Source organism: Paenibacillus sp. FSL K6-4396, from assembly GCF_038002525.1.
Lineage (GTDB): Bacteria > Bacillota > Bacilli > Paenibacillales > Paenibacillaceae > Paenibacillus > Paenibacillus amylolyticus_B.
In genome coordinates, this window is sequence record NZ_JBBOCR010000001.1 from 7,080,841 (window position 1) to 7,094,407 (window position 13,567).

A 13,567-nucleotide genomic window follows, 5' to 3' on the forward strand; every position below is an offset into this window, starting at 1 on the left:
ATCTCTATATTTCGGGGAATTATAAAAGGCTAGAGATTCTATTACTTTGCCGCCTGAGCCTTTTTCAATTTATCAGCAACGGCTTGAGTGTTGGATTGGATAGCAGCAGTTGCTTTGTCCAATGTTTTCTTCCCGTTTGCTACCTGTGTCAATTCTTTCAATACAATTGACCGAAATCTCAATTCAAAATTTGGTGACTTGTTCATGAGAACATAACTTGTTATCGATGAATCCAGATTAGGTTTTAATTTGTAGAATGCATCCAACTTGTAACCGGAGTACTCTTTAATCATGCGAGATAGAGGAGCACCGATACTATTATTCGAGTTCTTGGGTTTATAGTATTCATTAGCGTATTCTTCTCCATTGAAATATTTGATGAAATCCCAAGCGGCATCAACATGAGATGCGCCTGCTGGAATCGCGAATATCTCATGAATATATACGTTGCCTGTTAATTTTCGATCCTTAGCCGCAGGGCCGGCAGCAATACCAAGTGTAAAAGGTTTGTAATTCTTCACACTATTTTTTGCTGCTTGCAGGGACTGCAACTGACTAATAGAGGCTACTTTCATAGCAGATCGTCCCATAATGAACGAATTACTTTCCAAGTAACTTTTGCCGGACAGACTGATCAGCTCGTCAAGTACTCCAGACTTCGTTGCCTCACTCGATAGACGATAAGCATTTTTCCATGCAGTTGTATTTGCAGTAGCCTTTAGGGTGTTTGGATCCAAGTACGTTAATCCTTCTGTTCTGGCGATATCCATTACCAAATTGCTGGATCCAAAGGAGCTTAGGCCCCAAATTCGGGAGTTCTTATCTCCCTTGGTTGGGAATTTCTTAGCAAGATTCAATATCTCTTCCCATGTCATCCCATCCGTTGGTGTTTTAACATTGTACTTTTTAAATAAATCAGCATTATACAGAAGAGCGTACGAATCCGCTTTTGGGCTTAACCCATAAAGTTTGCCACCGCCCTGTTCCTTCAATTCATCAAGCAAGCCGGGGTATAACGTTGTCGTGTCATACGTATCTCGTTTAATTAAAGGTTCTAAATCGACCAGTTTTTTATCTTTAGACATTTGTTGGTATTGGTAAGGGGGTAGCATCACAAGATCCGGTGAATACTTTTGGATGGCCCCGTTGTAATCCCTAATCGCTTCCATACCTCCAGGTGTAACTACTTCAATATTTACATTCGGGTACTTCTGACTAAACAGATCTCCATATGTCATTTTGAAATCATCTTCATTCCAGTACAATACTTTTAAAGTACGTGTCGAATCTGCCTCGTTGTCCGAATTTGCAAAAACTTGCTTGCCTGTGCTGAAAACGGTTGAAATACCGATTAACATAACACTTAGACTAACGAGCATGGCCTTCTGTAATACCTTATGCTTCAAAAATAAAACCTCCACTCATGTATTGTTCAAACGATTATTCGCTTGTGTTGTACTCAGTATAGAAGTGAAAGCTTATCATCTCACTACCGAACTTCTTATCATTTCCTTAAATCATCCTGACGTTATTCAATGCATAAGAAATATCGCTTATAATTATCGTGCTACTCTTCAATTTAAGGAAGATACAGGAATCAAGGGAGGATCTATGGCGGAAAGCACAATTCTAATGGTGGATGATGAAGCGGAAATTATCCAATTAATGAGTATTTATTTCAATAACGAAGGTTACAAGCTTCTGCAAGCAGCGAATGGGATGGAGGCGCTGAAGATTCTGCAGACCAAGCAAGTTGATCTAATTGTACTGGATCTAATGATGCCCAAGATGGATGGTTTGCAGGCGTGTATGAAAATACGAGAGACGAATCCAATTCCCATCATTATGCTGTCCGCTAAAAGCCAAGATATCGATAAAATATCAGGCCTCAGCATCGGCGCTGACGACTATGTAACCAAACCATTCAACCCGCTCGAGCTGATCGCACGGATCAAGTCGCAGCTTCGAAGAATGAACCAGTTCAACTCCGTTTTGGGCAATGCGAACGAAATACATATCGAAAACGTAGTGATTAATAATGCATCCCACACGGTAACGGTCGATCAGCAGGAAATCAAATTGACTCCCCGCGAGTTCGCGCTCCTTCATATGCTGGCTGTCAATAGAGGGATGGTGCTGAGTATGGATCGCATCTACGAAGAAGTCTGGAACGAGCCTTTTATGGAGTCGAAGAATAGCGTCATGGTTCATATCCGTAAGCTCCGTGAGAAGATAGAATCCAATCCACGTGAACCGCGGATCATTAAAACCGTGTGGGGGATTGGATACAAAATCGAAAGCGATTTAAAAGCAAGGGGTGAGTAGGATCCAACCACAGTGGCTGTATACGATTCGGTGGAGATTAATGCTGATCATGGTTGCAAGCCTGGTTTTAACAGGCGCAGCTATTTTTTTGGCGTATGTCATGGCGGGAGCGCTGCAAAAAATTGAATATGTGGCTGTCCCGATTAATTGGCTCATTGAGTATGCCGGGTCCGTTCGCGTGATGATCATAACCGGTATCGTTCTATTCCCCATTACTTTCTTCCTTGCCAGCCTCCGTTTGATTCGGGATTTACATGAAATTAACACCGGATTGCAGGAAATATCGGCAGGGCGGTTCGGGCAAGTTGTAAGGGTTAAGGGTAAGGATGAGTTAAGCGTCATCGCGGAGAGTATGAATCAATTGAGCAGCGAATGGGATCATTATCTTGCGGAAATCACAGCTAGTCTGGGGGAGATTGCGAGCGGGCAGTTTGACCATCAAATCCCGGAAATTGCCGATCATCAACTGGGAGAGGTAGCACTCAGCATCAACCGTATGAGTATGCAGTTGAAGCACTCGATTGCAGAGGAACGCAAGACGGAAAAGACCAAAAATGATCTGATCACCGGTGTATCTCATGACCTGCGAACTCCACTGACCTCGATTCTCGGTTTTCTCGAAGTCATTGAGAACGATCGTTATCAGGATGAGGTGGAGATGCGTTATTACGTCAACATTGCATATGAGAAATCTTTGGCGCTTCAGCGATTGATCGACGAATTATTCGAATATACACGGGTCAACAACGGCATGCCTCTGGAACTCAGCGAGCTTAATATGACCGGGTTAATTGGCCAGCTTGCCGAAGAATTCGTACCGATTACCGAGAGTGCAGGCATGGAAATTAGGCTGAACGTCCAAGAGGGAGACTTCAAAATTCAAGCGGACGGGGCATTGTTGGTACGGGCTTACGAGAATATACTCGCCAATGCCATCCAGTACGGGCGGACGGGCAAATATATCGATATTGATATTGCACAAGATGGAGATATGCTAGTTGTGCGAATCCAAAACTATGGAGTCCCCATTCCCGAGCGGGATTTACCCTTTATTTTCGATCGTTTCTACCGCGTAGACAGCTCCAGGTCGAAGCAGACCGGAGGTACAGGTCTCGGTCTCGCCATAACAAAAAGTATTGTCGAGGTGCACGGAGGAGGCATCACTGCGCACAGCAGCAAAAAGGCAACCTGGTTTGAAACACGGTTATCGAGGTTCGGACCTAATCAGACGCAAGTGGCTGTTGCGGAAGAAGTTCAAAACGAAATCAATCGGTTGCCGACCGTGCTTCCGGAACAAAACCTTTTACCAAAACAAAGAATATTTCCTTGGCTTCGACACCTGTCTCTCTCCAGGATAGCTGCTGTACCCATGATCTTGCTGCTCGTCTGTGCAGTGGTACTATTCAGTATGAAGAATTCATTTACCTCTAATCTCGTGGTGAAGTTACCTTCCGTCTTCTCTGAAAATGAAGATTCAACGTTGACGTCAACAAGCGGAAATAACGAGATGGCTTTAATAACAGGCAAGACAGACAAAGGCTATACACTTCTCATTCATGATTACCTTTTCGACGGTCAGAGCCTGAGTATCCAATACTCAATGAAGCATTCTAACCAGATATCGGAGTTGCAGTGGGTGAAAAAAAAATCGGTCAAGCCAACTTTTACTTTGGATGCTTCAACGATAAAGGCGGTTCCCGGCATCGCCACGGATTCAGGTGTAGTTTTGGCCAAAAACGGAACTATCCGATTTCACTTTACTGGGAGCTCGCCACCTCCAGACCAGTTCCTGTTGAGGATCAACGTAAACCAGTTAATCCTATCCGATGGCCCGGGTCAGCAGGATCTGCTCTCCGGAGACTGGAGCTTCGAAATTCCTGTGAAGAAAAATTATGAACGAAAAGCTAATGGTCAAAGCGCACCCTTACAGGATTCAACTGATTTTTGAAATTAATATTACATTTCAGTACCACTGAATTACAATAAGAGTATCGCCGGACAGACCTAGTAAAGGAAATCAGTATCGGTATGTTTAACCCTACAATATTAAGCCAGGAAGAAATTATATTCTTATTCATTCGATACCACAGCTCCTTTTCCTTTACTAAAGCACTGTTCATAATAATCCAGCTTTCGTCTTCTTGGGAAAATCATAGTACTGAACGGCAGACAGATCTTACGATAAACGTAGGTTAGAAAGGAAACCCCATGAATAGTTCCTTAAAGCAACTCATGAAATCACCCGCATTTCCCGGTGGAATCATAACCATTCTGATATTTTATCTGGATTACTTTCAATTCGAACTTGTTGAAAAATTTCTACTGTTTGCGGCTTTCGTCATTGTGCCTCTTGTGATTTCGCTTTTGAACCATGACGAAAAGAATACACATCAACGAGTGATTTATGCTGCTATGAAATGGCTTCAATTTCCCGCTGCGCTTTTTACTCTAGCTTCGGTAATGAGTAATAAGATGTGGGGGTTAGAAAGTACGGCAATCCCAGGAACTCTATCCCTTGGGTGGCTACTGTTCACCCTACTGCTTGGCATCTATGGCTTGGCCACGATTGTGAGCTCTAAAGGAAGAGCAGCAGAAGTAGCGATTGGCGCGGGGCTCGTTTATTTTTTTATCGGGGGCATATGGTTTACCTTATATCAATATCAATTGGACCTCTTCCAAGCTAATCCTGCAACGCACGCGTTAAGCTCGGTTCACTTTCATTTCTCATCTGCTATTGTTCCCATTTTTATTGGTGCACTGGGACGCATCATGACGAAAAAAAGCTGGTATCCCTGGGTCGTTGCCATCGATATCATCGGACCAATCTTGATTGCTATTGGTATGATTTTCTCCAAACCGATTGAATACGTCGGTGTTACTTTGTTCGCCTGTAATATTGTGGTTTACACCGCTTATCTCCTTGCTTACTTAAGAAAAAACACTTTGGATATTAAGGCGGCCTTCTTCTTAGGCCTTTCTTGCCTAGCCTTTTACACGGTTGTTGTCATTTCCATCTTCTATCCGTTACTGAAAAATATGTACTCCTTAACCATACTCGACTTCATTCCCATTTACGGATCTCTGCATGCGTTTGGCTTTGTCTTATGTGGACTAATTGGTTGGGTGTTTATGGTGGACTTCATTAAGGAAAAAGCTAACCAATCGGCTTCATAGGAGTAGTTTAGTCAGGTTCGTGCTATAATAGTGATCACATAAATAACATTCATCATTCTGCCGAGATGGCGATGATTAAGGAGATTGAATTTTGACGAACAACCATGATATTGGAGCAGTTAACGAACTACCGGAGAACTTTGAAGAGCTCAAACGAGCGGCTAATCGGACGTCAAGCTGGAGAGACAGACTGAATGCGGTGAACGAATTGGGGAACTGGAATACAGAACCTACCATTAAGTTGCTGCAGCATGTTTTGAAAAATGATCAAGTGTTTCAAGTGCGCGAAGCCGCATATCTCAAGCTGAACCAGTTGGATGAAGATGTACAAATGCCTGCCAAAAACAAAGGTGAGCTGTTTAAAGGGACTAACAAAATTTTGCTGCGGATCAAAAAAAGCCTTCCTGAAGGTCACACATTTGAGGAATTTAAGGAAAAACTGCAAAAGACACGTCTGGATCTCTATGATACTTACGAGGGCGACAAAGATGCTGAGTTCGACTCCTGGCTCCATGGAATTTGGGAGACACTAGGTAGAAGATAGCCGCGGTTCACCGTGTAATAGCTGAATACAAAGCCACTCCAAAAATGGAGTGGCTTCTTTATTTCTTCTGTGTCATCTCCATCAGATATGGTTTTTTTCTCTGAAAAAAGTCACCACTGACAAACTGATCTGACAAAAAAACGCCCTGTCTACTGATTCGTAAAAATCAGTAAACAAAGCGCAAAGTTAGAGCCTTTTTGAACAACCTCTATACCATTTATTCTGGTATATAAGGAAGATCCAGTGTCTTCGGAACGTTGATGACATGTTTTTCTGTATACGTGCGGATCCCTTCTGCGCCGTATTCACGGCCAATTCCCGATTGCTTGAAGCCACCGAAAGGGAACCGAACGTCGAGCCCCTGCACAGCAGCGGTATTGATCATGGTCGTTCCAGCTTCGAGTTGACGTGCGACGGAGATAGCATCCTCTTCTTTCCCCCACACAGAACTCGTCAATCCATATATGCTTTCATTGTGTAGATGAATAACCTGCTCTTCATCGTCAAATGGCAGAATCGGAACCGTAGGGCCAAACTGTTCCTCTACGACAATCGGATCATGAACATCGCAACCCAAAACAAGCGTAGGTTGTAGGTAGTAACCTTGGTCAAACAGCTTCTGATCCAGAATTTGCCCGAGAGGGATGACCTTAGCCCCGCGCTTTTGCGCATCTTCAACCAAACCAAGCACAACATTTTTCTGCTTCAGGTTATTAACCGGACCTACCGTCGTATTTGAATCGAATGGATCACCAATTCGAATCCAGCGATTCGCCGCCTCTATATATTTTTCCACAAACTCATCATAAATAGAACGGTGTACATACACACGTTTGGCGATCATACAGATCTGTCCTGTTGTTAAGAAATTAGAAATGACAATCCGTCGCATGGCTCGCTCATCATGAACATCAAAACTTTCCAAGAAGATCGCCGCATCATTGCCACCAAGCTCAAGCGTCATATCCTTAATCGTTTCCGAAGCTGCTTTGATAATATGCTTAGCGGTTGCGGTTCCACCTGTGAAGGCGATCTTCGTAACATGAGGATTGGTAGTCAGTTCAACGCCCACATCCGCATCACCATGAACGACATTGATTACACCAGCCGGGAACTCACTCGCAATAATCTCGGCCACTTTCGCTGCAGCCAGTGGCGCAAATGGACTAGGTTTAAGTACAATCGTGTTGCCCGCAAGTAAGGCAGGAGCAATCTTAATCGTAGATAAGGCAATGGGGTAGTTCCATGGACTAATCGCTGCAACCACACCCATTGGATCATAGGAAAGAATGGTTTTACCATTCTCATGCGTTTTGATCTCTTCCTGTAGAGCCGATGTAACTTCATTACAAGCAAACTCCATCCACATTAGCGAAACATAAATTTCGCCGTGTGCATCATAAAGGGGCTTGCCATGCTCTCTAGACAGCAAATGTACAATTTCATTCTCAGCTGCTCTAATCTTCTCGATCGCCTTGCGCATCATAATAATGCGTTCGTCAATCGAGGTCTGCTTCCATGTTTTAAAAGCCCCTGCCGCCGCTTCAATCGCTTCAACGGCTTGTTCTTTCGTAGTGACAGGGAAATAGCCTACGATCTCAGTTGGGTTGGCCGGATTCTCTTTTGCTACCTGCGAAAGGGATTTTACATTCTGACCATTAATGAACGCTTCAACTATAATTGTCTCTTGGTCTGCTTGAATTGTCATTTTACATCCCCTCCGTTATTTAAATGGATTAATTCCAAACTTCTTCTGCAATTTCCTTAACGTAACGAAGTTTACGCCATTGTTGTTCTTCCGTTAAAATATTGCCTTCTTCTGTAGACGAAAAACCACATTGCGGGCTCAAACATAGTTGCTCAAGTGGTACATAGGTTGCCGCCTCTGCAATCCGAGCTTTAATTTGTTCTTTATCCTCTAACTCGCCTGTTTTTGATGTGAGTAAACCAAGCACAATTTTCAAATCTGTTCGATTCACATATTGTAATGGCTCGAAGCCACCTGAGCGCTCATCATCAAATTCCAAGAATAATCCATCTACGTTTAAGCCTCCAAAGATAACTTCAGAAGCGTACTCGTAACCACCGGTTGAGAAATAGTTTGATTTATAGTTACCTCGACAAATATGCATCGTCACAACTAAATCTGCCGGTTTATGAGCCAAAGTTTCGTTAATCATTCGCTGCATCGTTTTCAACTCTTCTGCCGGTTCCAGACCTTTAGCACGTAGCTTATCGTGACCAGCTTCTGAGAATAGGTCTGCCCAAGCGGTATCATCTAATTGCAGGTATCTACATCCTGCATCATAGAAGGCTTGAATGGCTTTTTGATACGCCGCAATTGTATCCTGAAGGAATTGTTCTCGGTCCGTATAGACATTGGCGCCATTTTCCAATCGATATAGAAGCATGTTTGGACTTGGAATGGTCTGTTTCGCCACTGCGTCACCTGCATGCTTTTTCAAAAACTCAAAATCCTTAACAAAGGGATGACTCGAGAAATCAACTTTACCAACAACACGAATCCCGCCCTTGCGAGTTTGCATATTATGGAATTTTGGTCCGTCTATTTGCTCATACAACTCTACGCCATCCAAGCCACTCAGAAAATCAAAATGCCACCAGCTTCTGCGGAATTCACCATCCGTAACGGCCAATACGCCATTTTCCTTTTGCTTTTCAATAATTCGAATAATCTCTTTATCTTCTATAGCTCTTAATTCTTCATATGTGATGTTGCCTGATTTATATTGTTCACGTGCCTGACTTAAGTTTGCAGGGCGTAGAAAGCTACCTACATGATCATTACGAAATGGTATCATAACTATTTCTCCTTCTAACTTTTTGGTTCACTGAGTATAGCATGATTGGAAAAATAGTATGTTATATGAAAAATGCATGGCTGGTTATAGCTTTTAATAATAGCTAAAAGACTTTAATACGCAAAAATCCACAACCTTCTATGGTAGTGGATTTATAGGTTGGAGCGAAGTGCAGTGGTCATTCGTTTCACTTGAATCTTACTAGGAGGCTTTAACATGACGACAGAGCGCAACCAACGAGGATGGAACAAACTAATGGAAGTAGGCGGAGGCGGAAAGCAGTCTTAGGCATATTTATATAAATCAACAAAGCTTATGACTGAGACAAAATTCCTTTAACAAACAATGAGACACTGTGTTTGTAGAACTCTTCCTCGGTGACGAGTTGGAACTGATATTGCTGGTGAATCAGCTCGCTCATCTGAAATCCGTAACACATCGAGAGAAAAGACATAGCGGTAAGACGTTCATCCTGTCTAGCTATAACTTTTTTCTTCTGCAGGCGTTCAAAATATTCAACCAGCAAGGAGTGCAGCTTCACTGGCGGATCGGCCAGCACTCTGTCCAATTCGGGAAGCATTCCTTTGTCACGGATGCCAATCAAAATGATGTCCGCATTTTTATGGAAAAACAAACGGTACTGCTGGCTTACATTCAGTAGATCGACTTCCGGATTATCGGTCGCGTCCTCTTTTAACAGCTTCTCAAATTGCGGGATATCTGCATGCCTTTCAACGATGGCTTCCAATATGCCTTGCTTGCTTCCAAATTGCCGAAAAATCGTAGATTCATTGACTTTAGCTTCCGTTGCAATGGCTTTGGTGCTTACTCCCCGATAGCCCTTCTTTTTGATGAGCCGCGTCGCGGCTTCAATGATTCTGTCTGAAGTATTCATTGTATTTCTCCTTTTTGCATATGTTAAGCCTATTCTACTACAAGTTTTGCATATGCAGCAGGGTCGGGGTTAGTCTTTCAAAGACGTTGATTTAAGGAAAATCGCTTCTTTTTTCCCAGCGGCTTGGTTCCGTAATCTTGACATGTTCAGGCACAAATTGCGTCAGCGTTCCTAATTTATCGAATGTAATCTGGATTCGGTCAGAGGGCAACAACCATTGTTCGGTCTCGATTGCGCAGCAATCTGGTATCGTCCCCATACCTATAATCGTGCCCGGGAGCGGCGTGAAAACTTTGAGAACCTCCTCCATCACTTTCCCAGGGTGTGCAGAATACTCGGAAGTGCTTCCCTTCCAGTGCAGTCTCTCTCCGATGCGTACATCCACATCTAGTGCCAGCGGGTTGTCGATTTCATCCGGCGTAACCAGAAATGGTCCTATTCCTTTGCTGCGATCAAAATCTTTGCAGCGCGTCGGTCCGGTCAATGCCTGGAAATCCGGCCACTGCACATCACGGACAGTACTGTCGTTAAAAATAACATAACCTGCGATGCAATTCCCCTTCCCTGTAACAAAGGCCAGTTCCGGCTCGATATCCAGGTATGAAGAGTATGATGGCCAATGAATGGTATCGCCATCGCCAATTAAAGCATTATGGTTACACTTGTAATAACTGAAATTCACTTTATTCGGATCTTGCTGGAATTTTTCGGCGATTTTTTGTTTAAGCTCTTCTCTTTCCGGCCCTGTATATTCTCTTTGCAGCAGATTTACGCCAGCATTTCTTAGATGTCTTGGCGTCAGCCCGAAATCGATAAGCGCAGCCAGATTCGGAACCGGCGGCAGCAGTTTTACCGCTGCAATCGGACAGATTTCATTTTCATTGAATTGATGCGACTGTTCGACAGCATATTGCATCAATTCCTTAGCGGCAGCATAACTTGCCGGTAAATAATGAAGATAGCTGTCCATACTTTCAAGACTGTCAGAGAATGTTCCCTGCTTTTTCATGATTGCAGCAAAAGAAACGACAAAGTTCTCGTTAATTACGACCCCAAACAAAGGTACCTGGGATGTCTTGGTTTGAAAGGTTACTAGCTTCATGTTGCATTGCCTCCATCCATGTAGTGTGATGTTGTTCTGTTACGATCATAAATCATAGAGTAAATGCATGCAAGCACTCGCTTGCATTTATGTTTTCCATTCTCTATACTACAGACATAGTCAGTATGCCTTATCCCAAAAACATATACCTAAAGGAGAATTTTCATGAAGTATGGACGTATTATCCAAAAACCTCGCGTTAAATTTTTTGAAGTCGCAGATGGCGTCTTTGCCGGTATTTCGCCGTATCGCGGCATCAGTTGGGCCAATGCCGGGTTCATCAACAAGGGTGAAGGGCTGGTGTACGACACGTTTTTCGATTTGTTCCATGCGCGGGAAATGCGGGAGGCTTTTAAGGAAGTAAGCAACGGCGGCTCTCCCGCATATGTGGTGAACTCGCACTATAACAGCGACCATGCCTGGGGAAACAAAGTGTTTGAAGATGCTTGCATTATTATGCACAAGGAAGCATCCAGAGAGCGTCTCACCGAAAATATCACCTGGATGGACAACGTCATCAGAAGAGGAAAGGATTCTAAGGAATCGACTTCGGGAGAGCGGTTTTTTGCAGCGGAATTTGAAGGATTCAACCTGGAAGGCGTAGAATGGGTACACCCGAATATTGAGATAAAGGACGATATCAGCATCCGTCTAGACGATACGGAAGTCTTGATTTACAACGTAGCTCCGGCCCACTCCGACAGTGACTTGCTGCTGTGGATGCCAAAAGAAAAAGTACTGTTCGCCGGCGATGTCGTGTTTAACGGTTGTACGGCATACAGCGAAGAGGGAACCCTCAATTGGGTTAAGGTGCTTGATCGCATTATTGATGAAATTAAACCCAAAATCGTTGTTCCAGGACATGGCGCCATCTGCGGCCTGGACTTCGTGAAGGAGCAGAGGGAATACCTCCTGAACCTTATCAGCGAGTTCAACAAGCATTACAATGACGAAATTGATTCCTTGTCCCTGACCAAGCAAATTGATATTTCCCGCTTCCTTCATTGGATTCAGCCAGAACGCTTGTATGTTACAGTGGATATCCTATTGAAAAGCAAACGAGGGTTATCACCCCTTCCAACTTGGAACGAGGTGCCTGCTAAGCTGGAAGACATGAAAGCTTTTTTGGCCGGAAAATATGGCAATCAGATCAAGCCATGGGACCCTATGAGCGTTTGGCAAGAATAGCAATTCGAAGCTAGCGTACGAACAACAAAAAACGGCCCTGTCGCAAACGATGCGAACAGCGGCCGTTTTTTTCAATTGTTCCACGGAAATAGAATCGACGCTTAGAACCAATTATGAAGATAAAATGGATATGGCTGATTGATTCCTTGGTTTACGCAATCAAATGCTTTTATTCCCAAATTTTCGCTGTCACTTATAGTATGGTTCACCGTGATGTATCTAAGCACAAAGTACAGTTTGACCACAACATATAGAGTATATTTCTAACATATTTCATTCTAACTCTGAAACTGATTCGCCACTAATTATCGTACCGTTATTCTTACCTTCACAAATTTCTTTCATCGAGCCTGGTTTATCGAAGTTAAACACATGCATTGGCAGATTGTAGTCTCTTGCTAAAATGAAAGCTGATTGGTCCATTACCTTTAAGTTGTGTTTTAAAACGTCATTGTAATGAAGCGAATGAAATTTCCTTGCATCTTTATCAAATTTAGGGTCTGCATTGAGGACACCATCAACACCTTGCTTAGCAACTAATAAAGCGTCACAATTAACCTCGATGGCTCTTTGTACTGAAGGATAGTCTGTTGTAACGTAAGGTTGACCGTTCCCCCCTGCAAAAATTACAATATAGCCTTTTTCTAGATGGTGGATTGCTCTTAGACGGATGTATGGTTCTGCAACTGAAGTAATAGGTATTGCCGTCATTACTCGTACTTCCTTTTTGGTCTTGGCTTTAAGAACTCCACGAAGCATTAAACTATTTACTACAGTCGCAAGCGTCCCAATGTTATCAGCTTCTGCCCTTTCTATCCCCCAGCTTTCCGCCATATTACCTCTGAAAATGTTACCCCCACCTATAACTAACGATACTTCAACGCCTAAATTTACTACTGACATAATTTCATCCGCAATATGGTCTAACCTTTCTGGCTCAAATCCAAACTCGGTATTACCAGCTACTGCACCACCACTTAGTTTAATAAGAACTCTTTTGTACCTTATCAACTTTTACACCATAGGCTCAAACTGGAGAACAACGCGGGGAGCGAATTCCGTTTGGGCAGGCACCTTTCGTGGGATGTGACGAGGATGCTCCACTCAAAAAGCAATTGCCCTGGGTACTTTTTCAGCATATATACAAACCCAAGCCCCACAAAGAATTCCACAAAAGGACTTGCCCGCGTTTGTGGTATGGTTCCCCGCGTTTGATCTTCAACTCTCCTGCCCGTTCGTATTATGAGATCAACCAGTTCTTTCTGGTTGATCCTTTTTCATTTGCATAGAGGATTAAAGTAGCCTGGTCGAACGTACCTGCCCGTGGGACTTGATCCCGAGAGCTATAATGTTCACCCCTACTTGTCATGACCATGATTGAGGCTGGTTGGGACGTAAGATCCCGTATAACAAGCGATGCTATGGAGCGACAAGAGATCAACCTTAGGGGATGCCGGTGAATCTACACTTACAAGGGGAGATGAAATGAATCCAATTATCGGTCTAGATATTTCTAA

General features: G+C 43.4%; 11 protein-coding genes. 5 read left to right on the forward strand and 6 right to left on the reverse strand.

Features of this window, described 5'->3' with window-relative positions:
• Positions 1-41: 41 nt before the first annotated feature.
• A complete protein-coding gene (locus MHB85_RS30815) occupies positions 42-1,358 on the reverse strand; it encodes an extracellular solute-binding protein (protein ID WP_192136342.1) in 1,317 nt (438 codons plus the stop codon).
• A gap of 253 nt (positions 1,359-1,611) precedes the next feature.
• Between MHB85_RS30815 and MHB85_RS30820 the strand changes: the two genes are divergently transcribed.
• The 4 genes from MHB85_RS30820 (at position 1,612) to MHB85_RS30835 (ending at position 6,043) form a co-directional block, all read left to right on the forward strand.
• A complete protein-coding gene (locus MHB85_RS30820) occupies positions 1,612-2,325 on the forward strand; it encodes a response regulator transcription factor (protein ID WP_105600608.1) in 714 nt (237 codons plus the stop codon).
• The gene (locus tag MHB85_RS30825; RefSeq protein WP_341074184.1) at positions 2,318-4,273 is read left to right on the forward strand and encodes an ATP-binding protein; all 1,956 of its coding nucleotides are present in this window, start codon (positions 2,318-2,320) and stop codon (positions 4,271-4,273) included. The genes MHB85_RS30820 and MHB85_RS30825 overlap by 8 nt, the downstream gene beginning before the upstream one ends.
• Positions 4,274-4,533: 260 nt before the next feature.
• A complete protein-coding gene (locus tag MHB85_RS30830) occupies positions 4,534-5,499 on the forward strand; it encodes a YndJ family transporter (protein ID WP_192136343.1) in 966 nt (321 codons plus the stop codon).
• A 91-nt stretch (positions 5,500-5,590) separates the two neighbouring features.
• Positions 5,591-6,043 carry a HEAT repeat domain-containing protein gene (locus MHB85_RS30835; RefSeq protein WP_091012234.1) on the forward strand — a complete coding sequence of 151 codons (453 nt, stop codon included), beginning with the start codon at positions 5,591-5,593 and terminating at the stop codon, positions 6,041-6,043.
• Positions 6,044-6,260: 217 nt separating this feature from the next.
• On the opposite strand, the gene MHB85_RS30840 is transcribed toward MHB85_RS30835, so the two are convergent.
• The 4 genes from MHB85_RS30840 to MHB85_RS30855 form a co-directional block, all read right to left on the reverse strand.
• The gene (locus MHB85_RS30840; protein WP_192136344.1) at positions 6,261-7,751 is read right to left on the reverse strand and encodes an aldehyde dehydrogenase family protein; all 1,491 of its coding nucleotides are present in this window, start codon (positions 7,749-7,751) and stop codon (positions 6,261-6,263) included.
• Between the two features lie 28 nt (positions 7,752-7,779).
• On the reverse strand, positions 7,780-8,865 hold the full coding sequence (locus MHB85_RS30845; protein WP_192136345.1) for a 5-methyltetrahydropteroyltriglutamate--homocysteine S-methyltransferase: 1,086 nt from the start codon (positions 8,863-8,865) through the stop codon (positions 7,780-7,782).
• 313 nt (positions 8,866-9,178) lie between these two features.
• Complete coding sequence (locus MHB85_RS30850; protein ID WP_192136346.1) at positions 9,179-9,760, reverse strand: TetR/AcrR family transcriptional regulator; 582 nt, start codon at positions 9,758-9,760, stop codon at positions 9,179-9,181.
• A gap of 91 nt (positions 9,761-9,851) precedes the next feature.
• Entirely contained in the window at positions 9,852-10,862 is a 1,011-nt protein-coding gene (locus MHB85_RS30855) for a fumarylacetoacetate hydrolase family protein (RefSeq protein WP_192136347.1), read from the reverse strand.
• Between the two features lie 165 nt (positions 10,863-11,027).
• Between MHB85_RS30855 and MHB85_RS30860 the strand changes: the two genes are divergently transcribed.
• Positions 11,028-12,050 (forward strand): MBL fold metallo-hydrolase, encoded by a 1,023-nt coding sequence (locus MHB85_RS30860; protein ID WP_192136348.1) that lies wholly within the window; start codon positions 11,028-11,030, stop codon positions 12,048-12,050.
• Between the two features lie 273 nt (positions 12,051-12,323).
• Here MHB85_RS30860 and pyrH read toward each other — a convergent pair whose 3' ends face one another.
• Positions 12,324-13,061, reverse strand: a complete 738-nt coding sequence (pyrH, locus tag MHB85_RS30865; protein ID WP_192136349.1) for a UMP kinase — start codon at positions 13,059-13,061, stop codon at positions 12,324-12,326.
• Positions 13,062-13,567 lie beyond the last annotated feature (506 nt).